Origin of the sequence: Candidatus Njordibacter sp. Uisw_002 (assembly GCF_047730155.1) — a bacterium.
Classification (GTDB): Bacteria; Pseudomonadota; Gammaproteobacteria; order Pseudomonadales; family Balneatricaceae; genus Njordibacter.
Window position 1 is genome coordinate 1,167,304 of sequence record NZ_CP159832.1, and the last position, 23,443, is coordinate 1,190,746.

21 protein-coding genes are annotated in these 23,443 nt (G+C 43.9%); 13 read left to right on the top strand and 8 right to left on the bottom strand.

Going from position 1 to position 23,443, the window contains the following annotated elements:
- Nucleotides 1-7 precede the first annotated feature (7 nt).
- The 7 genes from ABXT42_RS05535 to ABXT42_RS05565 form a co-directional block, all read right to left on the bottom strand.
- Nucleotides 8-1,969: an acetoacetate--CoA ligase gene (locus ABXT42_RS05535; protein WP_443629372.1), complete on the bottom strand. Its 1,962-nt coding sequence runs from the start codon at nt 1,967-1,969 to the stop codon at nt 8-10.
- 101 nt (nt 1,970-2,070) lie between these two features.
- Complete coding sequence (locus tag ABXT42_RS05540; RefSeq protein WP_443629373.1) at nt 2,071-2,994, bottom strand: hydroxymethylglutaryl-CoA lyase; 924 nt, start codon at nt 2,992-2,994, stop codon at nt 2,071-2,073.
- Between the two features lies 1 nt (nt 2,995).
- Nucleotides 2,996-4,915, bottom strand: a complete 1,920-nt coding sequence (locus ABXT42_RS05545; protein WP_443629374.1) for an acetyl/propionyl/methylcrotonyl-CoA carboxylase subunit alpha — start codon at nt 4,913-4,915, stop codon at nt 2,996-2,998.
- Nucleotides 4,916-4,920: 5 nt separating this feature from the next.
- Nucleotides 4,921-5,748: an enoyl-CoA hydratase-related protein gene (locus tag ABXT42_RS05550; RefSeq protein ID WP_443629375.1), complete on the bottom strand. Its 828-nt coding sequence runs from the start codon at nt 5,746-5,748 to the stop codon at nt 4,921-4,923.
- A gap of 15 nt (nt 5,749-5,763) precedes the next feature.
- The gene (locus tag ABXT42_RS05555) at nt 5,764-7,371 is read right to left on the bottom strand and encodes a carboxyl transferase domain-containing protein (protein WP_443629376.1); all 1,608 of its coding nucleotides are present in this window, start codon (nt 7,369-7,371) and stop codon (nt 5,764-5,766) included.
- A 1-nt stretch (nt 7,372) separates the two neighbouring features.
- Nucleotides 7,373-8,542, bottom strand: a complete 1,170-nt coding sequence (locus tag ABXT42_RS05560) for an isovaleryl-CoA dehydrogenase (RefSeq protein ID WP_443629377.1) — start codon at nt 8,540-8,542, stop codon at nt 7,373-7,375.
- The gene (locus ABXT42_RS05565; RefSeq protein WP_443629378.1) at nt 8,539-8,940 is read right to left on the bottom strand and encodes a MerR family transcriptional regulator; all 402 of its coding nucleotides are present in this window, start codon (nt 8,938-8,940) and stop codon (nt 8,539-8,541) included. Before ABXT42_RS05565 ends, ABXT42_RS05560 begins: the two co-directional genes overlap by 4 nt.
- 110 nt (nt 8,941-9,050) lie before the next feature.
- Here ABXT42_RS05565 and ABXT42_RS05570 point away from each other — a divergent pair, with 110 nt between their 5' ends.
- The 8 genes from ABXT42_RS05570 to ABXT42_RS05605 all read left to right on the top strand — a co-directional run bounded on the left by ABXT42_RS05570 (nt 9,051) and on the right by ABXT42_RS05605 (nt 18,140).
- On the top strand, nt 9,051-10,229 hold the full coding sequence (locus ABXT42_RS05570; RefSeq protein WP_443629379.1) for an acetyl-CoA C-acyltransferase: 1,179 nt from the start codon (nt 9,051-9,053) through the stop codon (nt 10,227-10,229).
- A gap of 28 nt (nt 10,230-10,257) precedes the next feature.
- A complete protein-coding gene (locus ABXT42_RS05575) occupies nt 10,258-11,415 on the top strand; it encodes an acyl-CoA dehydrogenase family protein (RefSeq protein WP_443629380.1) in 1,158 nt (385 codons plus the stop codon).
- A gap of 38 nt (nt 11,416-11,453) precedes the next feature.
- Complete coding sequence (locus ABXT42_RS05580; protein ID WP_443629381.1) at nt 11,454-12,230, top strand: enoyl-CoA hydratase; 777 nt, start codon at nt 11,454-11,456, stop codon at nt 12,228-12,230.
- Nucleotides 12,230-13,336, top strand: coding sequence for an enoyl-CoA hydratase/isomerase family protein (locus ABXT42_RS05585; protein WP_443629382.1), 1,107 nt, complete (start codon nt 12,230-12,232; stop codon nt 13,334-13,336). The genes ABXT42_RS05580 and ABXT42_RS05585 overlap by 1 nt, the downstream gene beginning before the upstream one ends.
- A 30-nt stretch (nt 13,337-13,366) precedes the next feature.
- On the top strand, nt 13,367-14,272 hold the full coding sequence (gene mmsB, locus ABXT42_RS05590) for a 3-hydroxyisobutyrate dehydrogenase (protein ID WP_443629383.1): 906 nt from the start codon (nt 13,367-13,369) through the stop codon (nt 14,270-14,272).
- 2 nt (nt 14,273-14,274) lie between these two features.
- Nucleotides 14,275-15,027 (top strand): SDR family oxidoreductase, encoded by a 753-nt coding sequence (locus ABXT42_RS05595; protein ID WP_443629384.1) that lies wholly within the window; start codon nt 14,275-14,277, stop codon nt 15,025-15,027.
- A 695-nt stretch (nt 15,028-15,722) separates the two neighbouring features.
- Entirely contained in the window at nt 15,723-16,901 is a 1,179-nt protein-coding gene (locus ABXT42_RS05600; RefSeq protein WP_443629385.1) for an acyl-CoA dehydrogenase, read from the top strand.
- A gap of 9 nt (nt 16,902-16,910) precedes the next feature.
- Nucleotides 16,911-18,140 (top strand): CaiB/BaiF CoA transferase family protein, encoded by a 1,230-nt coding sequence (locus ABXT42_RS05605; RefSeq protein WP_443629386.1) that lies wholly within the window; start codon nt 16,911-16,913, stop codon nt 18,138-18,140.
- A gap of 19 nt (nt 18,141-18,159) precedes the next feature.
- Here ABXT42_RS05605 and ppnN read toward each other — a convergent pair whose 3' ends face one another.
- The gene (gene ppnN / locus ABXT42_RS05610) at nt 18,160-19,530 is read right to left on the bottom strand and encodes a nucleotide 5'-monophosphate nucleosidase PpnN (protein WP_443629387.1); all 1,371 of its coding nucleotides are present in this window, start codon (nt 19,528-19,530) and stop codon (nt 18,160-18,162) included.
- Nucleotides 19,531-19,675: 145 nt separating this feature from the next.
- Between ppnN and ABXT42_RS05615 the strand changes: the two genes are divergently transcribed.
- The 5 genes from ABXT42_RS05615 to fabD all read left to right on the top strand — a co-directional run bounded on the left by ABXT42_RS05615 (nt 19,676) and on the right by fabD (nt 23,442).
- Nucleotides 19,676-20,620 carry a S49 family peptidase gene (locus ABXT42_RS05615; RefSeq protein WP_443629388.1) on the top strand — a complete coding sequence of 315 codons (945 nt, stop codon included), beginning with the start codon at nt 19,676-19,678 and terminating at the stop codon, nt 20,618-20,620.
- Nucleotides 20,621-20,751: 131 nt separating this feature from the next.
- Nucleotides 20,752-21,261 (top strand): YceD family protein, encoded by a 510-nt coding sequence (locus tag ABXT42_RS05620; protein WP_443629389.1) that lies wholly within the window; start codon nt 20,752-20,754, stop codon nt 21,259-21,261.
- A gap of 24 nt (nt 21,262-21,285) precedes the next feature.
- On the top strand, nt 21,286-21,465 hold the full coding sequence (gene rpmF / locus ABXT42_RS05625) for a 50S ribosomal protein L32 (RefSeq protein ID WP_443629390.1): 180 nt from the start codon (nt 21,286-21,288) through the stop codon (nt 21,463-21,465).
- Between the two features lie 34 nt (nt 21,466-21,499).
- A complete protein-coding gene (gene plsX / locus ABXT42_RS05630; protein WP_443629449.1) occupies nt 21,500-22,468 on the top strand; it encodes a phosphate acyltransferase PlsX in 969 nt (322 codons plus the stop codon).
- 41 nt (nt 22,469-22,509) lie between these two features.
- Nucleotides 22,510-23,442, top strand: a complete 933-nt coding sequence (gene fabD, locus ABXT42_RS05635) for an ACP S-malonyltransferase (protein ID WP_443629391.1) — start codon at nt 22,510-22,512, stop codon at nt 23,440-23,442.
- Nucleotide 23,443: the final 1 nt, after the last annotated feature.

The window sequence follows — 23,443 nt, forward strand, 5'->3', positions numbered from 1 at the left end:
TCTAAATTTAGCTTAAAAGTTCTGGTAGATTTATAAAAAAGGCTAATGCTTCAGGGTTTGCCAGTGCATCTTTGTTTTTCACCACTTCACCATGAATCACTTTACGCACAGCCAGCTCTACTATCTTGCCACTTGTGGTGCGTGGGATAGCTTTTACCTGTATCACCTTTGCAGGCACATGGCGCGGTGTGGTATTTGCACGCACTTGTTGCTTAATGGTTTTGGTTAATGTGTCATCTAAAACCAAACCCTCGCGTAATACCACAAACAAGATCACTCGCACGTCATCATGCCAGTTTTGGCCAATCACTATGCTTTCCAAAACCTCTTCTATCACTTCTACTTGACGATAAATTTCTGCGGTGCCTATGCGCACCCCACCAGGGTTTAGCACCGCGTCAGAGCGGCCGTGAATAATCACGCCACCGTGTTGGGTAATTTCGCCATAGTCACCATGGGCCCAAACATTGTCAAACTGAGCAAAATAAGCATCGTGGTATTTTTGGCCCCCTTTATCTTGCCAGAAGTAAATAGGCATTGAAGGGAATGGGGCGGTGCACACAAGCTCGCCTTTAGTTTGGCCTACAGCTTGGCCATCTTCATCAAATATGTTCACCGCCATGCCCAAACCACGACATTGCAATTCTCCACGATACACAGGGAGAATAGGGCAGCCCAAGGCAAAGCAAGAAACAATGTCTGTACCGCCAGAAATAGAAGCCAACAACACATCTGCCTTTACATCACGGTACACATAGTCAAAACTTTCATGAGACAAAGGAGAGCCTGTAGAAAGAATGGTTTTTAAGTGTGTTAGATCATGGCTTTGGCTTGGCTTAATACCTGCTTTTTCTATCGCGGCAATATATTTAGCACTAGTGCCAAAAATGCTTACCTTTTCACGCTCGGCCATGTCCATAAGAATAGCTGGGGTTTTAAATGGCGAGCCATCATAAAGCACCACAGTGCAGCCCAATGACAGGCCACTTACCAGCCAATTCCACATCATCCAGCCACAAGTGGTGTAGTAAAAAAGCACATCATCTGGTGTCACATCTGTGTGTAATAAATGCTCTTTGTTGTGCTGTAATAATGTACCGCCTATGCCATGAACTATGCACTTTGGCACACCTGTAGTGCCAGATGAATACATAATATAAAGTGGATCATCAAAACCACAGGCTACAAATTCAATTTGCGTGGCATGAGTGTCTATAAAGTCCTTAAGGTGAATAGCTTTGTTGGGTACTGCCTCATCCAGTAGGTTTAAATCTGCACTTTGAGTGACATGATCACACACCACAATTGCTTCTATGGAAGGTACTAAAGCCGCAATACCTGCTACTTTATCTAGTGAGTTTAGAGTTTTACCATTGTAGTAATAGCCGTCTGTAGTAAACAGTATGCGTGGCTCTATCTGGCCAAAGCGGTCTAACACACCGTTGATGCCAAAATCTGGTGAGCATGAGCTCCATACTGCACCTAAGCTTGCTGTAGCGAGCATTGCTACTGTGGCGTCTATTACATTTGGCATAAAGCCTGCAATGCGATCACCAGGTTTAATGTCATACTTCTTTAAGCCGCCGACAAGCGCCGCAACTCTTTGATATAACTCGCCATAGCTAATTTCTTCACGGGCGCCGTTTTCGCCACAAAAAATGAGTGCGCAGGAGTCATCGCGGTATTTAAGTAGATTTTCTGCAAAATTTAGTTTCGCTTCTGGATACCATTTTGCACCTTGCATCTTGTTATTATTTTCAACGATCACACCGCCTTTATGGCTAGACTTTATGTCACATTGTTGCCAAATATGGTCCCAAAAAAGGTCACTATGATCAATACTCCATTGGTGTAATTTATGATAATTAGTAATATTGAGGTGGTGGGTGGCATTAACAGATTGAATGAAACGCCATAGGTTAGTCTTTTCAATACGGCTTTGGCTGGGCTGCCATAAAGGCTGAAGCATGCTGATCCTTAAAATATAAAATGAGGGTGAGTTCCCCCAACTAGATGCTTATTAAAATCAATTAATACAAGAGTTACTAGAGTAAAATCGATTAATATGAATTAAATGGAAGATATCATAGCTGATCCAGCATGTGAACCGTTGGGGCGACCTAAAAGATCACTAATACTTTGGCCAACACGGGCTAATCTATCCAGCGAAATGCCGGTATGTATGCCTAACCCATGCAGCATATACACCAAGTCTTCAGTGGCCAAATTACCGCTGGCACCTTTTGCATAAGGGCAGCCACCTAACCCAGCTACAGAGCTATCAAACGTAGTAACGCCAGCTTCAAGCATACATAATACGTTGGCTAAAGCTTGCCCATAGGTGTTGTGGCAATGGCCGGCAAGGTTTGATATGGGTATGTTGTGGCTTACAGACTCTAGCATATGTAACATGCGCGAAGGTGTGGCGGTGCCAATGGTATCGCCAAGAGACACTTCATAGCAGCCCATGTGTATTAGCTGCTGCGCAATACTAGCTACTGCGGTGGGAGCGACCTTTCCCTCATAAGGGCAATCGATCACTACAGAAACATAACCTCGCACTTTTAACCCAGCATCTAATGCCATTTGAACCACAGGTTCAAAGCGTTTAATAGATTCTGCTATAGAGCAGTTAGTGTTGCGTTGACTGAAGCTTTCGCTGGCTGCGCCAAACACTGCTACCTCATTTACACCGGCCTCTATAGCGCGCTCCAAACCTCTCATGTTGGGTGTGAGGGCGCTATAAGATACGTGCTTATGAGTAGTGATAAGCTTTAGCACTTGTGCGCTGTTGGCCATTTGAGGCACCCATTTAGGGTGTACAAAAGCCGCAGCTTCAATGTGAGTAAGCCCTGCGGCAGCTAGCTGGTCAATAAGGTTCGCTTTTACTTTAGCGTCTAGCATGCCCCCCGGTTCATTTTGTAAACCGTCTCGGGGGCCTACCTCTACTACTTTTACATGTTTGGCTAAAGGCCTTGAAGTGCTCAAACGCATGCTATATTTCCTTCTCTATAAGCTCTAATAGTTGCGAGTCAGCATCTACAAGTTCACCTACTTTAAAATAGATTTCGCCAATAACACCATCTTTTGGCGCTACAACAGTGTGCTCCATCTTCATTGCTTCCACTACCATGAGTGCGTCACCTGCTAAAACGTGTAACCCAGAAGTCACCAAACACGCAATAAGATTACCATTCATGGGCGCTTTAATATGGCCTGTATTATGATCATTGTGGGCCAAGAAATTATCAATTTTGGCAGCTTTAACGATTACCACAGCTTTACCGTGCGCAGTAAATAAGCTTAATTTGTCACCCGTTAGATTGAAGCCAGCCTTATGTTTGCCGTCTTTATAATCTAATACTAAAGAATCTGAGTTTAGTGTACCTGAAGTGTTGGTAGTGATGACACAGGGGCTATCTAGATAGAGGGCATCCAAGCTAAAGCCTGAGGATGGCATATTTAACCTTAGCCCTGTGCAATCACCATAGGTTTTTAAAGCCTGTGTGCCAAGTACTAATCCAGCCATAGCTAGGACCAGTTGTTGGTTGTGTAACGAAGACGACAGCAGCAGATCTTGGTGTTGTTCGATAATACCGGTATGTAAGTTGGCAGTGCTGAAGTCTGGTAAGGTAGCTAGGCGACGCAAAAAATCAATATTAGTGTGAATGCCGTCTAAGTGATAGTCTTGCAAGGCTTGGTCTAGTTTGGCTAAGGCTATTTCACGGCTTTCTCCCCATACGATGAGCTTAGCGATCATGGGATCATAAAAAGGGCTTATTTCATCACCTTGACATACTCCCGTGTCAATACGAATGGTTGAATCTGTTTTAGGTATGCGAAGGTATGTTATTTGGCCAGTGGAAGGTTGAAAATCTTGGCTTGGATCCTCTGCATAAATACGTGCTTCAAAAGAATGACCTTGAAAAAAGAGCTGGTTTTGAGTCAGTGGTAATGGTTCACCTGCGGCTACTTTAAGTTGCCAACACACCAGATCGATACCGCTAATCATTTCAGTAACAGGGTGCTCTACCTGCAAGCGAGTATTCATTTCCATAAAATAATACCCCCCGCTATTGTCTAATAAAAACTCTACAGTGCCTGCACCCACATACTTAATCGCTTGGGCAGCTTCTACTGCTGTGTTCCCCATTTTTTGGCGCAATTCATTAGACAAGCCAGGGGCAGGGGCTTCTTCTATGACTTTTTGGTGACGTCGTTGGGCTGAGCAGTCTCGGTCTCCAAGGTAAATACCATTGCCATGACGGTCACAAAATACTTGAACCTCTACATGACGTGGGGCTATTAGGTATTTTTCAATTAACACATCACTGTTACCAAAGCTGGCTAATCCCTCACGTCTTGCCCCTGCTAAATGAGTGAGAAAATCTTCAGCTTTATCAACCACTCGCATGCCTTTACCGCCGCCGCCAGCCACTGCTTTTATCAATAAAGGATAGCCCATGTGGTTGGCTTCAGTTAGTAATAAGGCATCGTTTTGAATATCACCATGGTAACCAGGTACCAAAGGGATGCCAGCAGCACTCATGATGACTTTTGCAGCACTTTTACTCCCCATCTGCTGGATAGCTGGAACGTCTGGGCCAATAAATACGATGTTTTTAGCTTGGCAGGCAGCCACAAAGTCAGCATTTTCAGATAAAAAACCATATCCTGGGTGGATACAATCGGCTTTGCTTTTTATGGCAATAGCCAATATTTTATCAGCGTTTAGGTAACTTTGAGTGGCCGCAGAGGGACCAATATGCCAAGCTTCATCTGCTTCTTTTACATGAAGAGAGTTTGCATCGGCATCTGAATAAACAGCGATGGTGCGCATGCCCATGGCTTTAGCAGTGCGTATTACGCGGCAGGCTATTTCTCCACGATTAGCAATTAATACAGATTTTAGCATAGTATTTACTGTTTCCATGGGGCTGTAGTTTTAGTTAAAAAAGCCTTTAATCCTGCTTGACCAGTAGTGCTTACCCTAGTTTTAGCAATGGCTTTAGTCGTGTGAGATGTTGTAGAGGCTAAGTTGTCCTTAGCGATAGGGGAGTGTTTATTTATACCTTTAAGTAACATTTTTATTTGTACCACTGCCTCTGGACTGTTATTTAATGTAGTTAAAATCCATTGTTCCTTAGCGTTGTTCAGTTCATCAGTGGGTACTACTTCATGCACTAAGCCATAGGCTAAACCTTGGCTTGCAGTAAATGCTTTGGCACTTGTCATCAGATGACGACTCCAAGAAACGCCAATCTTATTGACTACAAAGGGAGAAATTACGGCAGGAATAAGACCAATACGCACCTCACTTAAGCAAAAAGACGCATGGTCTGCACTTATCACGCTGTCACAACAAGCAACTAGTCCAACAGCTCCCCCAAATGCGGCGCCATTGACGAGCGCTAGAGTTGGTTTTGGAAATTCATCTAAGCGTTGCATTAACAGTGCTAATTGCTGAGCGTCTGCAATATTAGCAGCCTCATCGTAATCAGCCATGCGTTGCATCCAAGCCAAGTCTGCGCCAGCTGAGAAGCTTTTACCTGCACCTGTAACGATAAGGCCCCGCACGTTTTTGTCTAGAGACAATTTTTTTAACTGGGTGATAAGTAGTTGTATCAACTGCTCATCAAATGCATTGTGTTTGTCAGGCCTATTAAGGGTAAGGGTGGCTATACCAGAACTGCTCAGATGGCAGGTTACCCAGTGCTCAGGCAAAGTAGACAAAGAAGAAGGTGTCATGTGAGGCGCCTTATATTACATACGGAACACGCCAAAGCGTGTTTCTTGTGCGGGTTTGTTGAGGGCTGTAGCCAAAGCAATGCTTAATACACAGCGCGTGTCTTTAGGGTCAATGATGCCATCGTCCCATAAGCGAGCACTGGCATAATAGGGGTGTCCTTGGTGTTCGTATTGTTGCAACACAGGCTCACGCATCGCTTGCTCTTGGGCGTCGCTAAATGATTCACCTCGAGCTGCAAGCTGATCCCGTTTTACTTGAGTAAGTACCCCCGCAGCTTGTTCGCCACCCATTACAGAAATACGACTGTTAGGCCACATCCACATAAAGTTAGGCTCAAAGGCGCGGCCGCACATCCCGTAGTTACCTGCACCGTAGCTGCCACCAATAATGACTGTAAATTTAGGCACTTTAGCGCAAGCTACGGCCATCACCATTTTGGCACCGTGTTTAGCTATGCCTTGGGCTTCGTATTTTTGGCCCACCATAAAGCCTGTGATGTTTTGCAAAAATACTAAAGGAATTTGGCGCTGACAACACAGCTCTATAAAGTGAGCACCTTTTTGTGCCGATTCGGAGAATAACACCCCATTATTGGCGACGATGCCAACAGGGTAGCCATCGATGTGAGCAAAACCACACACTAATGTGGTGCCATATAAAGCCTTAAATTCGTCAAACCCAGAATCATCAACCACACGTGCTATTACATCGCGCACATCAAATGGTTTACGCAAGTCTGTGCCCACCACCCCATAAATCTGTTCACTTGGATAACGAGGTTCAGCACTTGGTTTACGCAGTAAAGGATGACCTGCAGTTTTGGGGCAATTTGCAATACACTGGCGAGCTATTAACAGCGCATGCTCATCTGATTGCGCATAATGATCAGCTACTCCTGATATACGACAGTGGGTATCTGCGCCACCCAGTTCTTCCGCACTGACTTCTTCACCTGTGGCAGCCTTTACTAGCGGGGGACCGGCTAAAAAAATCGTGCCTTGTTGTTTCACAATAATTGATTCATCTGCCATCGCTGGCACATAGGCGCCGCCAGCAGTGCAAGAGCCCATAACAACCGCAATTTGAGGAATGCCTTGAGCAGACATCGTGGCTTGGTTATAAAATATACGTCCAAAGTGTAGTTTATCTGGAAATACTTCATCTTGTTGTGGCAAGTTTGCACCACCTGAATCTACCAAATAAATGCAGGGTAGGTTATTTTGCAAAGCGATGTCTTGTGCCCGCAAGTGTTTTTTTACGGTTAATGGAAAGTAGGTGCCGCCTTTTACGGTGGCATCATTAGCGATAATCATACAATAACGACTATTAACTAAGCCCACGCCGCAAATGATGCCTGCACTAGGTACAGCTACGTCATAAACGTGGTGGGCCGCCAGTTGACCTATTTCTAAAAAGGGAGAACCTTGATCTAGTAGTGCATCTATGCGGTCGCGCGGTAACATCTTTCCACGGCTCAAATGCTTGGCTTGATATGCCTCACCGCCGCCTAATGTTAGCTTTGCAACCTGCTGCTGTAAGTCATCAACCAATAGCTGCATAGCAGCAGCCTTAGCTTTAAACTCATCACTTTGGGGGTTAATGCTGCTGGATAAAGTAGCCATGTTAGTTTGACTCGTTAAATAATTCGCGGCCAATTAACATGCGGCGAATTTCTGATGTGCCAGCACCAATTTCATAAAGTTTGGCATCACGCAATAGCCTACCAGTGGGGCATTGACTGGTGTAGCCAGTGCCTCCTAATAGTTGGATAGCATCCAGTGCCATTTTTGTGGCTAACTCAGCAGAGTATAAAATTGCGCCAGCTGAATCTTTGCGGGTGGTTTCGCCGCGGTCGCACGATTTTGCCACATTATAAACGTAAGACTTAGCAGCGTTCATTTGGGTGTACATGTCAGCAAGCTTGCCTTGTACTAGCTGAAACTCACCAATAGCTTGGCCAAACTGTTTGCGCTCATGCACGTAGGGCACTACCAAGTCCATACAGGCCTGCATAATGCCTAATGGCCCACCGGAAAGTACAACGCGCTCATAATCAAGGCCGCTCATTAGTACACGGACGCCGCCGTTTAGTTTGCCAAGAATGTTTTCTACCGGCACTTCACAATCGATAAATACTAATTCGCAAGTATTGGATCCCCTCATGCCAAGCTTGTCTAACTTTGGCGAGCGACTAAAGCCTGCATAATCTCGTTCTACAATAAATGCGGTAATGCCTTTGGCCCCTGCATTTATATCTGTTTTTGCGTAGATCACGTAGGTGTTGGCATCTGGGCCGTTGGTGATCCACATTTTGTTACCATTAAGTACGTATTTATCGCCTTTTAACTCAGCCTTAAGCTGCATGCTTACCACATCAGAGCCAGCGCCTGGCTCGCTCATAGCAAGAGCACCGATATGATCGCCACTAATTAGTTTGGGTAAATATGTAGTTTTTTGTTGGTCTGTGCCATGGCGATGAATTTGGTTTACACAAAGGTTAGAGTGCGCACCATAACTTAAGCCAATGCTTGCTGAAGCCCTGCTAATTTCTTCCATGGCTATACTGTGGGCTAGGTAACCCATACCTGCACCACCGTATTTTTCATCGCAGGTAATCCCTAACAAGCCCATGTCGCCCATTTTTTTCCATAGTTTATTAGGGAACTCGTTATCTTGATCTGTAGACTCAGCTAAAGGAGCAATTTCATTAGCAGCAAATTGATTTACGTGATTACGTAAAATGTCATTGGTTTCACCTAGGTCGAAATTAAGGCTGGTATAAGTGCTTATCATGCTTGAGTCTCCAGAGGGTTATTGCTAGACAGTGCATTAGTGCAACGCAATTGTGCTGCACTAAGTTCATCGTGTAGGGCTTTAATATCTTCCATTTGTTGTTGTAATGCTAATTTTCTAATTTTTATTTTTTCAATAAAAACAAGTAGTTGCTGATCATTGTTAGTAGATGATGAATCGTAGAGATCTAGGATTTGGCTAATTTCAGCCAGAGTAAGCCCTAGACGCTTACCTCGTAGTATGAGCTTTAACCATGTTCTGTCGTGGGTAGAATAAATTCTCTTTTGGCCTTCACGCTTTGGTGATAGCAGGCCTTGGTCTTCGTAGAAGCGTATGCTGCGAGTTGTAATAATAAACTCTTTCGACAATTCGCTAATTGTGTATTTGGTGGGTGACATGGATAATGCTCCCTAGTTATTAATATATCTGTGTTTATTTTGGTTGACGTTAACGTAAAGGTCAAGCAAAATGTTTATTCTATTTATTCGCTTTTATTGGAGCCCTAAAAATGAGTCAAGATGTCTATATCCTCGGCGGCAGCCGCACGCCAATGGGAGGCCTTGATGGCAGCCTTGCACCTCAAACCGCGTCACAACTAGGCTCAGTGGCTATTAAAGGTGCTTTAATTCGGGCAAATATAGCCCCAGAACAGATAAACGAAGTATATATGGGCTGCGTGCTGGCAGCAGGGCAAGGTCAAGCACCAGCTCGTCAAGCGGCTTTAGGAGCAGGGCTTCCAAAAAACACACCATGCACTACTGTTAATAAAATGTGTGGCTCTGGCATGCAAACCACTATTATGGGTTTTAATGCAATAAAGGCAGGCTCTGCAGACATTATGGTATGCGGTGGCATGGAGAGCATGACCAACGCCCCATATTTATTGCCTAAAGTACGCCAAGGTTTGCGTATGGGCCACGGGCAAATGTTGGATCATATGTTTCTTGATGGCTTAGAAGACGCCTATGAAGGTGGCCTGATGGGCAGCTTTGCTCAAAAGACAGCCGATGACTTTGGTTTAACCCGTGAAGCAATGGATGATTTTGCAATTCACTCGTTGTCCAAGGCTAACGCAGCGATAAAAAGTGGCTTATTAGAAAGCGAAATTGAAGCGGTAGTCATCACCAACAGAAAGGGCACCACTACCGTTGCCGTCGATGAACAGCCAGGTCAAGCTCGCATCGACAAAATCCCACAGTTACGAGCGGCCTTTAAGAAAGACGGTACGATTACTGCAGCTAATGCCAGCTCAATTTCTGATGGTGCGTCCGCATTGGTGCTTGCTAGTGCAGATTTTGTTAATCAAAACAATGTAAACCCGATGGCTCGTATATTGGGTGTGCAAAGTTTTGCCCGTGAACCTAGTGAGTTTACCATTGCGCCTATCGGTGCTATTGAAGGGTTGTTGAAGAAGCTAGATTGGCAACCTGAAGATGTAGATTTGTTTGAAATCAACGAAGCCTTTGCCATGGTTACCATGCTAGCCACTCAAGAGCTTGGATTAGATGCTAGTAAAGTGAATATCTACGGCGGTGCTTGTGCACAAGGGCATCCTATTGGATCTACGGGTTCTCGCATTATTGTTACCCTCATGACAGCACTCAAAAATAAAGGTCTAAAGCGAGGCATTGCAGCGCTGTGTATTGGTGGTGGTGAAGCTACTGCTGTGGCGATAGAGTTGGTTTAATACAGCCCATAGTTAAATAGGAATAAATATGAATTTTGACTTAAATGAAGATCAAATTGCTTATGTAGATTTAGCTGAGCAGTTTAGTGCTAAAGAGCTAGCCCCGCATGCAGCTTTGTGGGATGCAGAAGCCATTTTTCCTAAAGCTACCATTAAAAAAGCAGGAGAATTGGGTTTTTGCGGTTTATACAGTGACCCAGAAATGGGTGGGTTAGGTTTGTCTCGGCTGGACTCTGCACTCATTTTTGAACAGTTAGCTATGGGCTGCACTACAACTACAGCCATGCTTACCATACATAACATGGCCGCATGGATGGTGTCAGTCAATGCTACCTCGGCTGCTAAAGCGCACTACGGTGAAAAACTCACAAGTGGTAAGTGGCTAGCGTCTTATTGCCTCACAGAAGCTAATGCAGGTTCTGATGCGGCTTCGTTAACGACTAAGGCTGTAAAAACGGGTAATGAGTATGTGATCACCGGTAGTAAAATCTTTATTTCTGGCGCTGGCGAAACTGAGGTATTAGTTGTAATGGCCCGCACCGGAGAGCCTGGAGCAAAAGGTATTTCCGCGTTTATTGTGGATTCAGACAGTGCAGGTATTAGCTTTGGACGCAAAGAAGAGAAGATGGGATGGAATGCTCAACCCACACGAATGGTAAATTTTGATCAGGTGCGTGTACCTGCTACAAACCTACTTGGCAAAGAGGGTGATGGTTTTACTCTGGCTATGAAAGGTTTAGATGGCGGTCGTATTAACATAGCAACGGTTGGCGTGGGTACGGCACAGCAAGCTTTGAATGAGGCTTTGGCCTTTGTAAATGAAAGAAAACAGTTTGGTAAGCCGGTTGCTGCTTTTCAAGGGATTCAATTTAAGCTTGCTGACATGAATACGCATCTAGTTGCGGCACGTCAAATGGTGCGCTTAGCAGCTTTTAAATTGGATAATAAACACCCAGATGCTACCACCTATTGCGCTATGGCCAAACGTTTTGCAACAGATATTGGTTATCAGGTGTGTGATGAAGCGTTGCAGTGCTTTGGCGGCAGCGGTTACATTAAAGAATATCCTATGGAGCGGCATGTGCGAGATAGCCGTGTGCATCGTATTTTGGAAGGTACCAATGAGATAATGCGGGTGATTATCGCTAGGCGTATTTTACTTAAAGATTCACAAGCCATTTTATAACAGCTGTCTTAGCTATTTAATTACCAATGGATTCAATCATGAATAAACTAATACCTTTTGCCATTGAAGGGCACGTAGCCGTGATCACAATGACCAATCCACCAGCAAATACTTGGACCCGCCAAAGTTTAGACGCCTTGGCGCAGCTGATACAAGCATTTAATGCTGACAAAAATATCTACAGCTTAGTCATCACAGGCGATGGAGAGAAGTTTTTTAGTGCAGGTGCAGACCTTAAGTTATTTGCCGATGGTAATAAACAAACTGCAGCAGATCTGTCCACCGCATTTGGCCGAGCCTTTGAAGTATTAAGCCAATTTAGAGGCTTAAGTATTGCCGCCATAAATGGCTATGCCATGGGTGGTGGTTTGGAAGTAGCGCTGGCTTGTGATTTACGCATCGCTGAAGGTCAAGCTCAAATGGCTATGCCAGAGGCCGCTGTGGGACTATTGCCCTGTGCTGGTGGTACTCAAAATTTAGCTTGGTTGGTGGGTGAAGGCTGGGCGAAACGAATGATTCTTTGTGGTGAGCGGGTTTCTGCACAACAAGCGCTAACTATTGGTTTAGTGGAAGCTGTAGTGGAACAGGGTCAAGCCTTAGAGAAGGCCATGGAATGGGCCAGAAATTCTGAAAGACAAAGCCCTACTAGTATTGCTGCATGTAAACGCTTAATTCAAAGTGCGCGTAAAGAACCTATGTTTGCAGGGATGGGTTATGAGCGAGATGAGTTTATAAACTTGTTTAACACTAATGATCAAAAAGAAGGTGTGCAAGCATTTTTAGAAAAGCGCAAACCAAAATGGACTAATTCATAATGGTCACACAATTAAGTCAAGGGCCGCTATTGGTGCAGGCTCACGCTACAAATGCTGGTCAACAGGTGGTAGAAGTCATACTTAACGCGCCTGAGGCTCTTAACGCCTTAAATGGTGACATGGTAGACCTATTATTGCTACACGTACCTGTATGGGAAGCTGATGAAAGTGTGATTGCTATCATCATGCGAGGCTCTGGTACTAAAGCTTTTTGTGCAGGTGGCGATATACGCCAGCTATATCATGAAATGGTTAAAGGTAGCCAAGACGTTGGTGAAATATTCTTTAATCACGAATATGAAATGGATTTAATGCTACACAAACTCACTACACCATTATTGGTTTGGGGCAGTGGTTATGTGATCGGCGGTGGTATGGGTCTGTTGCAAGGAGCGGCTTTACGCATTGGCACTCACTCTAGCCGCTTAGCGATGCCAGAGGTGACTATTGGTTTGTTTCCTGACGTAGGCGCTAGCTATTTTTTACGTCAAATACCAGACAATTTAGGGCTATTTATGGGCTTGACAGGCGCTATGTTAAATGGCACAGATGCTCGTCAGGTGGGGTTATTAGACGGTTTGTTAGATGATGACCATTTCTCAAATATAATGATATCTCTTACCACTATGCCTAGGCAGTCTAATGCAGACACCCTAAGCCAGCTTACACTTTTGATTGCTGATCTGGAATCTAAGGTAAGTGAGAAAGCCCCAGAATCAAATTTAGCAGCTCATCGTAACAATATTATAACTGCGCTTAGTGAAAAGAGCCTTGCTGCAATAGTTGCTAGTTTAACGAGTCTCAAAGGCCAAGATAAGTGGTTAGATAAGGCCTTACAGACTATGGAGAATGGCTCGCCTACTAGTTTGCATTTATTCTATTATGCCTTTGGTCAAAACTTTACCAATGTTGCAGACGCATTGCTGCATGAATACATCGTAGGTGTTAACGCTGCACGTTTAGGGGAGTTTCAAGAAGGTGTAAGGGCATTACTTATAGATAAGGACCGCAATCCAACGTGGCGTTATGACACCATTGAAAATACGCCAAAGGCTTGGATAGATCAGTTTTTTGTCACCGAAAATGTAGCACAAGCCCACTTTTAACACTATTTAAAGATCTACAGGACAAGACTTATGACAAATATAGCATTTATAGGTTTGGGCAATATGGGTGGCCCTATGGCTGCCAACTTAGTAAAGGCAGGGCATCATGTAGTGGCTTATGATTTGGTGAAAGCTTCATTAGAAGAGTTTGTAAGTATTGGTGGAGTAGCGGCAAATTCTGCAGAACATGCATTGGAAAACGCTCAGGTAGTCATTAGCATGCTGCCTGCAGGCAAGCACGTAGAAAGGCTTTATTTAGGTGATGAGTTAGGCAAAGGTGGCCTTTTATCATTAATTACTAAGGGTTCCTTAGTGGTTGATTCTAGTACTATAGATGCTCAAACCTCACGTCGTGTAGGCCTTTGCGCCAAAAAGCTAGGTATAAATTTTGTAGATGCTCCTGTTTCTGGTGGTACAGCGGGCGCTAAAGCGGGCACTTTAAGCTTTATTGTTGGTGGTGAAGTAGCAGCTTTTGAAATTGCACAACCTATACTTAGTTTGATGGGAAAAAATATCTTCCATGCAGGCCCAGCTGGTGCTGGGCAAGTAGCCAAAATGTGCAATAACATGCTGTTAAGTGTTTTGATGGCAGGCACCTCAGAAGCTCTACGCATGGGCGTGGAAAACGGCTTAGACGCTAAGGTGTTATCAGATATTATGGTGAAAAGCTCCGGTCGCAATTGGGCGTTAGAAATATACAACCCAGTGCCAGGGGTGATGGAAGGCACGCCAGCAAGTAACGATTACCAAGGTGGTTTTATGGTCGATCTAATGAACAAAGATTTAGGTTTAGCCTTAGACGCCGCCCAAGCGTCAAATTCTGCTGTGCCGTTAGGAATAAAGGCTTCTGAATTATTCAAAGATCATGGCGCACAAGGCTATGGTGGGCTAGATTTTTCTAGCATTTATCAGCACTACGCCAACAAAAAGGTTTGATCATGAATGTTGAAGGAAAGGTATTTGTCATTACAGGTGGTGCACGTGGTTTAGGTTTGGCCATAGCAAAAGCCATTACTGATAAGGGAGGCATTTGTGCCTTGGTGGATCTAGACCAATCCGCGGTAGATGCTGCCGCAATCTCTTGTGGCAATAAAAGTAAGGGTTACGCCTGCAATATTACACAAGAACCTGAAGTTGAAGCCTTATTTGAGCAAGTGTTAGCAGACTTTGAAAGACTCGATGGTCTAGTGAATAACGCAGGTTTGCTTAGAGACGGCATGTTAATAAAGTTTAAAGATGGCCAAGTGCAAAGTAAAATGAGCCTTAGCCAGTGGCAGAGCGTTATCGACGTTAATCTTACAGGCACCTTTTTGTGTGGCCGTGAAGGTGCCATCAACATGGCAAAGGCGGGTAATGGAGGAGTGATTATCAACATTTCTAGCATTGCAAAGGCGGGTAACATCGGCCAAAGCAACTATGCTGCGACCAAAGCCGGGGTGGCTGCTCTTGTAACCACATGGGCAGGGGAGCTAAAACGCTTTGGTATTCGTGTTGCAGGTATTGCTCCAGGGGTTATTTCTACAGATATGACAGACTCTATGAAGCCAGAAGCGCTAGAGCGCATCGAAAAGGTAATTCCTTTAGGACGCCTAGGTGATAGAGAAGAACTCGCAAACGCAGCTATGTTTATTATTGAAAACGAATATATGAATGGCAGGCTTATTGAACTTGACGGAGGCTTACGGTTTTAATGCATTGTTAGGTTTGATCTTGTTTTTTAGATCAGGCCCAACGCTAGGTTTACTTCATGACCTTGATGATATTTTCTAGTTTAATATGCATAAATAGAGTAACGTAAAAGCCATAACTTTGACTATTACATGTGCTTATATATATCTTATAATAATACGTCTTTTATGGTATTTTAAGTACTTATACTATAGCTAAAAGTGATACGCAGCATAGCATGTGCTAATTTTATTCATGATAGGGAAATCACTGCCATTAATGGGCTCTAGGCTCGTTTCTTTTGTTGTTAGCCTTGTGCTGTGCTTATTGCTAAGCCACCGGTTGATTAAAAGAATGCAGATAAAATCCTTATCTAATTACGAACAAGAGCTAAAGTGGCTTGCGCTTGTGCTTGGCATTATTAGTACGGTAGCCATTGTGCAGGATTGGTATCCGTTTACTATGTTCATTAGCCTTCCGTTTTGTTTGATTTGGGTATATTGCGCTTGGCTTCATACCGAGCGTCAACTTAAATAAATAAACATTATTTTTGCTATTTTGTACATCTACGGAATCATTCGCTATTTGTTAACAACATAATGTTCTAACCCTTTCTTAGTCTTGATATAAAAATGTCGACATTTTATAAAAATGGCGATATATTACTTTCTTGACCAGTGATTAAACACTGGAACCTTTAATATTTGAGACTCTAATCATGGCAACTCGTACTGAATTTTCTTGGCAGGATCCATTCTTCTTAGATCAACAGCTCACCTCAGAAGAGCGAATGATTCGTGATGCTGCGCGAGATTATTGCCAAGATGGACTTGCAAGAAGGGTGCTTAAGGCGAATAGAGAAGAAATATTTGATCGCGAGATTATGACCGAGTTTGGTGCGCTTGGGTTACTAGGGGCGACCATTCCAGAGAAATACGGCTGTGCTGGCGTAAATTACGTAAGCTATGGTTTGGTGGCTAGAGAAGTGGAACGTGTAGATAGTGGTTATCGTTCGGCTATGAGTGTGCAATCATCTTTAGTAATGCATCCGATACATGCATACGGCACAGAAGAGCAGCGCATGAAATACTTGCCTAAACTTGCCACGGGTGAGTGGGTAGGCTGTTTTGGTTTAACTGAGCCTGATTCAGGTTCAGACCCTGCTAGCATGACTACCCGTGCAGTAGCTGTAGAGGGTGGTTTTTGCCTTACGGGTGCTAAAATGTGGATTACCAACTCTCCCATCGCAGATGTAATGGTGGTGTGGGCTAAGCTTGACGGTGTAATCCGTGGATTTGTACTTGAGCGTGGTATGAAAGGTTTAACTACGCCTAAGATAGAGGGTAAGTTTTCTTTACGTGCGTCGGTCACTGGCGAAATTGTCATGGACAACGTGTTTGTGCCACAAGAGAACCTGTTCCCTACAATTAAAGGCCTCGCGGGGCCATTTGGGTGCTTAAATAAGGCCCGTTATGGCATTGCTTGGGGTTCACTTGGTGCAGCAGAGTTTTGTTGGCATGCAGCCCGTCAATACACCTTAGACCGATCTCAGTTTGGTCGTCCACTGGCTGCTACTCAGCTGATCCAAAAGAAACTTGCTGATATGCAAACCGAAATTTCTATTGGTTTACAAGGTTGCCTGCAAATGGGTCGCTTAATGGATGATGGTAACTGCCCTGTAGAGTTGATCTCGTTAATGAAGCGTAATAACTGTGGTAAGTCTTTGGATGTGGCTCGCCAGTCTCGCGATATGCATGGTGGAAACGGTGTGAGCGATGAGTTTGGTGTGATTCGCCATGTAATGAATTTAGAGGCTGTGAATACTTATGAAGGCACCCATGATGTGCACGCATTGATCTTAGGTCGTGCTCAAACTGGCATTCAAGCGTTTTATTAGGCTTTTAATATGAGTATCACTACACCTTTGCAGGGCATTAAGGTTTTAGATCTTAGTCGTATTTTGGCTGGTCCTTGGGCGGGGCAGATGTTGGCAGATTTGGGCGCTGATGTGATTAAAGTAGAGCGACCAGGAGTGGGTGATGATACTCGCACCTGGGGGCCTCCCTATATGCCGGCTGCAGTAGGTTTTGAAGCTGAAGAAGCTTATGAAGCAGCATATTTTCAGACAGCAAACCGTGGTAAGCGCTCATTATGTGTTGATATGTCTTCGTCAAGGGGCCAGCTGCTGATTAAACAGTTAGTCACTAAGGCTGATGTTTTAATTGAAAATTTTAAAGTAGGTGGGTTGGCTAAATATGGCTTAGATTTTGATAGCTTAATCGCTATTAACCCACGATTAGTCTATTGCTCTATTACTGGTTTTGGTCAATATGGACCTGATAAAGACCGTGCAGGATATGACTTTATGATTCAAGCCATGGGCGGCTTAATGAGTGTGACAGGTAGTGAAGGCGGTGAGCCTATGAAAGTGGGCGTGGCCGTAGTGGATGTTATGGCAGGCTTATACGCCTCTAACGCGATACAAGGGGCCCTTATTCACCAGTTACGCACCGGTGAAGGCCAGCATATCGATTTAGCTTTGCTTGATGTGCAGGTTGCCACATTAGCTAATCAGGCCATGAACTATATTGCCACCCATGAAAACCCCAAACGATTGGGCAATGCGCATCCAAATATAGTTCCCTATCAAGCCTTTGCCACTTTTGATGGTCATCTTATTTTGGCGGTAGGTAACGATGGTCAATTCCAACGTTTTTGTGAGGTGGCTGGTGATGTGCAGATGGCTAGTAATTCACTTTATACAAGCAATTCGCTAAGAGTTGCTAATCGTTTGACACTGGTGCCAAAAGTGGCGTTTTTACTGGAGCAACACACTACACAATGGTGGTTGGATGCACTTAATAAGGTCAGTGTGCCTTGTGGGCCTATTTGTACTCTGGATCAAGTGTTTGAGAACCCACAAATTAAAGCTCGTGGTATGAAGATATCACTTGAACACCAAAAGCTGGGTAGTGTAGAGAGCGTTGCCAACCCCATTAAGCTATCTGCTACTCCGTTGCAATACAAGCAAGCACCACCTATGTTGGGTGAGCATACTCAAGTGGTATTGAGTGATTGGCTGGCCATGGAGCATAGCGAATATAGTGATCTGCTGAGTACCAACATTATAGCCTAGCTATGCCATGCCATCTTATTTAAGTTTCTAAATCACTTACTGTGTAGCAAGGTTGATAGGCTTTGCTGCCAGGTAATTTCATACGATTTTGGGCCACAAAGCTCCTTAATAATACGTCTAGCTTATCTAGCATTTTTGTCTGGGCTTTAAGTTTATAAGGTCCGTGTAAGCGTATTTGTTCTAGGCCAAAGGTTTTCACATTACCAGCAACAATGCCGCTCATGGCTTTGCGAAGATTGCTAGCCAATGTTGCCGTAGAAAGGCTACTGTCTAAAATTAGATTGGCCATGTTGTCGTGAGTAGGAATAAACGGATGTTGGAAATCATCTTCAATGTGCAATTGCCAATTGTAGTGGTAAGCGTCACCTGTTTTTTGGCGGTGCTCAAGCACATTATTTATTTGGGCTTTACTAGCAATAGCCACAGCGCTTGGGTCTTGAATAATAATTTGATACTTAGCTTGTGCTTTTGGCCCAAGAGTAGCGCCAATAAATGCATCAATCTGATCAAAATAAGCTTTTGAACTTGTTGGCCCTGTAAAAATTAAAGGCACTTTAAGTTGGGCGTTATTTGGATGTAATAAAATGCCTAATAAATATAGAATCTCTTCTGCAGTGCCCACACCACCTGGAAATACAATAAATCCATGACCCAGCCTTACAAAAGCTTCAAGACGTTTTTCTATATCTGGCATAATGATTAATTCATTAACCATAGCGTTTGGAGATTCGGCAGCAATAATGCCAGGCTCCGTAATGCCGATATATCTGTAATCATAACAACGCTGTTTAGCATGAGCTATGTGAGCGCCTTTCATGGGGCCCTTCATGGCGCCTGGACCACAGCCTGTGCATATATCATAGCCTCTTAAACCTAATTCATAACCTACTTTTTTGGTGTAGTCGTATTCAATATCATTAATTGAGTGTCCACCCCAGCAAACGACAATATTAGGTTTACGCCTTGGGGCTAGAGCTTGGGCATGACGCAGTATTTGAAATACTAGATCAGTTAGCTGTGTGCCAGTACGCACCTTTTCGCTGTTAAGAAGGTTGTTGTTGATGTAGATGATGTCTCGTAAGACTGAATATAGATTTTCTTTAATGCCTAAGATAACCTCTCCATCCACAAAAGCACTTTTAGGTGCATTATTAAGCTGTAGTAATACGCCTCGGGTTTGTGGCACTATTTCTACATCAAAACGTTCATTGCGCTGCAGTAAGGCTTCAATATCGTCTTCTTCACTGCCGCAGTTGAGCACGGCAAGGCAGCATTGCCTAAAGAGCTCATGTAGGCCTGTAGAGGCCGATTTGTGTAGCTGGTTGATTTCATCCAAGGTAAGTATGTCTAGGCTGCCTTGGGGTGATATGAGAGCGTCTATGGTGTGCATGCTTTTCTTCACCTTGTTGTATTTACTTGTTTCTTGCTTTGAGCGCTTAGATTTAGCATAGCAGAGAAAATGCAAATATGAGGGCTTTTAAAAAAAATATTAGGGCCCATCAAGGGTCTATAGCAAACGCGAACAGGTTTACCTCATGAACGAACAATTAAATACTCCAGAATGGCAAGTCATTGGCAAGTTGGTGGCTAGCATACAAGATGAGCAGCGTCGTTCTAGGCGTTGGGGTATTTTTTTTAAAAGCCTATTTTTTATTTTTATATTCAGCATTTTGATAATGGTGTTTTTTGACAATGACGCTGATACAAAACCACTTTCACAATCACATGTGGCTGTGGTGAATGTATTTGGACCTATTATGGCGGGCGCGCCAGCAAGCACGGAACACTTACTGCCTTCTTTGGAAAATGCGTTTGCTGCACCCAATGCCAAAGCAGTAGTGCTTAACATTAATAGCCCAGGTGGCAGCCCGGTGCAAGCAGGAATCATATTTGATGAATTACAGCGCCTAAAGCAAGCTCACCCTGAAAAGCCACTCTATGCGATTATCGGTGATGTTGGTGCTTCTGGAGCTTATTATATTGCTGCTGCGGCAGATTTAATTTATGCAGACAAAGCTAGTACAGTAGGCTCTATTGGTGTGATTGGTAGTGGTTTTGGATTTGATCAGCTCATGGCTAAAGTGGGCGTTGAAAGGCGCACTTACACAGCAGGTGGTAATAAAGATTTCTTAGACCCGTTTTTACCACAAAAAGAAAATCATAAGGTTATGTTCCAACAGCTACTTGATGAAGTGCATCAGCAATTTATTTCTCAAGTAGAGTTGGGCAGGGGAGACAGGCTAGTGCCCCATAAAGATCTATATTCCGGTGCAGTATTCCATGGTGCTCGTGCTGTAGAGTTGGGATTGATAGATGGCTTAGGTAGCTTGCATAGCGTTTCAAGGGATCAAATTGGCGTGGCTCACATCGTATTTTACTCACCTGAGAAAACTCCGTTTCAAGCTGTGATTGACGAATTGGGAGTGCAGACAAAAACAGCCATTTCTTGGGGTTTGAATAAAGGCCTAATGATGCAATAAACCCTTGAAAACCGTGATATTTGCCTCATTTGACCTAAATACAAAGAAAAGTAGAAAATAAAGCAATTAATTTGGCTTTTAACGGTATTTGGCTTTGACATAAGGCGGGGACATGAATATCATATCGCGCCATGTTTGACACAGAATTACCTCGTTTTTTAGACCCGCGCAAGCTATGCGATGGGCAGCAAACCATTACTGGTCACGTTGATTTATCAACGTTAACCGGGTTTTGTAGCTACCTCCAATCTGACCAAGGTCAGGTAGATGTGCAGTTGCATTTTTCTCGTGATAACGCCCATCGGCCTATCATTAGGGGTAAGGCTGAAATAAAAGGCGTACAAATTGGATGTCAGCGTTGTTTAGATGCGATAAGCATTGATATAATAGGTGACATGAACGTGGCCATAGTGCTCAACGAAGAGCAGGCGCAGAAGCTTCCAACTGAATATGATCCATGGTTGTTGGAAGATAAAAAGCTTGATATGCGTGAGCTTATTGACCACGAAATGATATTGAACATACCCATTGTGGCCTATCATTCAGATTGTGAAGTAGCAACTGAGTTTGGCCAAGAAGAAACCGTGCAGGAAAAGCCCAATCCGTTTGAAGGATTACAAGCTTTACTGCAAAAAGATTAGTTTACCAATTAGGAGTTTTTAGTCATGGCTGTACAAAAGAACAAAGTAACCCGTTCCAGGCGTGGGCAGCGTCGTTCACACGATGCTCTAGGCACTGCTACTCTTTCAGTAGATTCTACTACTGGTGAAACTCACCGTCGTCACCATGTAACTGCCGATGGCTTTTACAAAGGACGTCAGGTAGTTAACCAAGACGCCGAGTAGTTTGTCGTCGTATTACACCTTAGCACTTGATGCTATGGGTGGGGACCTAGGTCCCGCCACTAGCCTCGAGGCAGCATTAGCTAGCCTCGAGCGCCATCCTCTCTTAACCCTTTTTTGGGTTGGTCCTGAGGCTATACTTGCACCTCTAATCGATGCAGTATCCAACGCACAGGCACCACTTTTAAAACGACTACACTTTATTGACGCACCCCAAATCGTGGAAAAAACCGATGATTTGATGGTCATCTTACGTCAAAAACAAAACTCATCGATGTATCTTGCTTTAGCCCTAGTAGCGCAAGGTAGAGCTAATGCGTGTATTAGTGGTGGTAGTTCAGCAGCGCTAATGGCCTTAAGCCGACATCTTATAAAAATGCTGCCAGGTTATGAAAGGCCTGCATTTGCAAGTCATATACCCACTCAAAAAGGCATCTGTCTAGTGCTTGATATGGGGGCTAACCTTAGCTCTACTGGCCAGCAATTATATCAATTTGGTTTGTTGGGCCAAGCCCTAGAATCCAGCTTGCAACACAAGCCTGATGTTACTTTAAGACTTTTGAACATTGCTACTGAGACTGGTACTGGGCAATCTCAGGTGCAAGAAGCTCACGTTTTACTAGAAGCAGATCCAAAGCTTAATTATTTGGGTTATATTGAGCCCCAAGAAGTGTTTGATGGGCAAGCAAGCGTTGTTGTTTGTGATGGCTATGCGGGCAATATTTTGATTAAATCAGCTGAAGGTGTCAGCAATATGTTGGCTCATGGGTTTATGGCTAGTTTAGCTAACAGCGAATTAACGCCCTCACAATCACAAACAGTCATGCAAGACTGGCAATTTCAGTTTGATCCAGATCGCTTAAATGGCGCATTTTTATTAGGTTTGCAGGGTTTGGTCGTTAAATCTCATGGCTATGCCAACGCAAGGGCTTTGCAGTTTGCTATTGAAGCAACCCAAGATTATGTTGAAATGCAGCTTGCACAAAGGCTGCAGGACGATGAATAAATTCACACTTATATTTATAGTTTACTTAAAGAGGCACTGTAATGAAGGCTGATATTGCATTTGTATTTCCTGGACAAGGCTCCCAAAGTGTTGGCATGTTGGCCGAATTAGGTGCAGTGCATCCAATAGTGATTGAAACCTTTGCAGAAGCTAGCAGTGCTTTAGGCTATGATTTATGGCATTTAGTGCAGCATGACAATGATGGGCAGTTAAACCAAACGCACATTACTCAACCTGCATTACTAGCCTCTAGTGTGGCTTTGTGGCGTTTATGGTTGCAACAAGGCGGCGTCACTCCCACGGTTTTAGCAGGGCATAGTTTAGGTGAGTATTCGGCTTTAGTTTGCGCTGGTGCCTTAGACTTTGCTGATGCTTTAAAGTTGGTAGAAGCTCGTGGTCACTTCATGCAAGCAGCAGTGCCGCCTGGAGAGGGAACTATGGCAGCTATTATTGGTCTAGATAACGCTGCTATTGCTGATGCCTGCCAACAAAGCGCTCATGGTGAAGTTGTGGCGCCTGTGAACTATAATTCACCAGGACAAGTGGTTATTGCTGGTTCTTCAGCTGCTGTTGAGCGCGCAATGATCGCTTGTAAAGATGCTGGAGCTAAACGTGCTTTACCTTTGCCTGTAAGCGTACCTTCTCATTGTGCCTTAATGCTTCCTGCCGCTGATAAACTAAGCGCTATGCTAGAGGGTATAGATATTAAAACCCCTGCAATACCTGTAGTACAAAATGTAGGCGCTACTGTAGCCACTTCTAGTGAATCTATTGCTAGTAATCTTGTTGCGCAATTACATCAACCTGTATTATGGACACAATGTATAGAGGCTATTGCAGATAGTGGTGCAAACCTTGTGATAGAATGTGGGCCAGGTAAAGTTTTAAATGGACTAACAAAACGTATTAATAAGACGTTACAATCTGCGTCTATTAATGATGCTGCGTCACTTGCAGCCACACTAGAACACTAAG

What these genes read in the sequence shown, in the direction of transcription:
- rpmF (WP_443629390.1), top strand. Translation starts at nt 21,286, where the DNA reads ATGGCTGTACAAAAGAACAAAGTAACCCGTTCCAGGCGTGGGCAGCGT.
- ABXT42_RS05605 (WP_443629386.1), top strand. Translation starts at nt 16,911, where the DNA reads ATGAGTATCACTACACCTTTGCAGGGCATTAAGGTTTTAGATCTTAGT.
- ABXT42_RS05545 (WP_443629374.1), bottom strand. Translation starts at nt 4,915, where the DNA reads ATGCTAAAATCTGTATTAATTGCTAATCGTGGAGAAATAGCCTGCCGC.
- ABXT42_RS05615 (WP_443629388.1), top strand. Translation starts at nt 19,676, where the DNA reads ATGAACGAACAATTAAATACTCCAGAATGGCAAGTCATTGGCAAGTTG.
- ABXT42_RS05555 (WP_443629376.1), bottom strand. Translation starts at nt 7,371, where the DNA reads ATGGCTACTTTATCCAGCAGCATTAACCCCCAAAGTGATGAGTTTAAA.
- ABXT42_RS05620 (WP_443629389.1), top strand. Translation starts at nt 20,752, where the DNA reads ATGTTTGACACAGAATTACCTCGTTTTTTAGACCCGCGCAAGCTATGC.
- ABXT42_RS05570 (WP_443629379.1), top strand. Translation starts at nt 9,051, where the DNA reads ATGAGTCAAGATGTCTATATCCTCGGCGGCAGCCGCACGCCAATGGGA.
- ABXT42_RS05600 (WP_443629385.1), top strand. Translation starts at nt 15,723, where the DNA reads ATGGCAACTCGTACTGAATTTTCTTGGCAGGATCCATTCTTCTTAGAT.
- mmsB (WP_443629383.1), top strand. Translation starts at nt 13,367, where the DNA reads ATGACAAATATAGCATTTATAGGTTTGGGCAATATGGGTGGCCCTATG.
- ABXT42_RS05560 (WP_443629377.1), bottom strand. Translation starts at nt 8,542, where the DNA reads ATGATAAGCACTTATACCAGCCTTAATTTCGACCTAGGTGAAACCAAT.
- ABXT42_RS05565 (WP_443629378.1), bottom strand. Translation starts at nt 8,940, where the DNA reads ATGTCACCCACCAAATACACAATTAGCGAATTGTCGAAAGAGTTTATT.
- ABXT42_RS05535 (WP_443629372.1), bottom strand. Translation starts at nt 1,969, where the DNA reads ATGCTTCAGCCTTTATGGCAGCCCAGCCAAAGCCGTATTGAAAAGACT.
- ABXT42_RS05540 (WP_443629373.1), bottom strand. Translation starts at nt 2,994, where the DNA reads ATGCGTTTGAGCACTTCAAGGCCTTTAGCCAAACATGTAAAAGTAGTA.
- fabD (WP_443629391.1), top strand. Translation starts at nt 22,510, where the DNA reads ATGAAGGCTGATATTGCATTTGTATTTCCTGGACAAGGCTCCCAAAGT.
- ABXT42_RS05585 (WP_443629382.1), top strand. Translation starts at nt 12,230, where the DNA reads ATGGTCACACAATTAAGTCAAGGGCCGCTATTGGTGCAGGCTCACGCT.
- ABXT42_RS05550 (WP_443629375.1), bottom strand. Translation starts at nt 5,748, where the DNA reads ATGACACCTTCTTCTTTGTCTACTTTGCCTGAGCACTGGGTAACCTGC.
- plsX (WP_443629449.1), top strand. Translation starts at nt 21,500, where the DNA reads ATGGGTGGGGACCTAGGTCCCGCCACTAGCCTCGAGGCAGCATTAGCT.
- ABXT42_RS05575 (WP_443629380.1), top strand. Translation starts at nt 10,258, where the DNA reads ATGAATTTTGACTTAAATGAAGATCAAATTGCTTATGTAGATTTAGCT.
- ABXT42_RS05595 (WP_443629384.1), top strand. Translation starts at nt 14,275, where the DNA reads ATGAATGTTGAAGGAAAGGTATTTGTCATTACAGGTGGTGCACGTGGT.
- ppnN (WP_443629387.1), bottom strand. Translation starts at nt 19,530, where the DNA reads ATGCACACCATAGACGCTCTCATATCACCCCAAGGCAGCCTAGACATA.
- ABXT42_RS05580 (WP_443629381.1), top strand. Translation starts at nt 11,454, where the DNA reads ATGAATAAACTAATACCTTTTGCCATTGAAGGGCACGTAGCCGTGATC.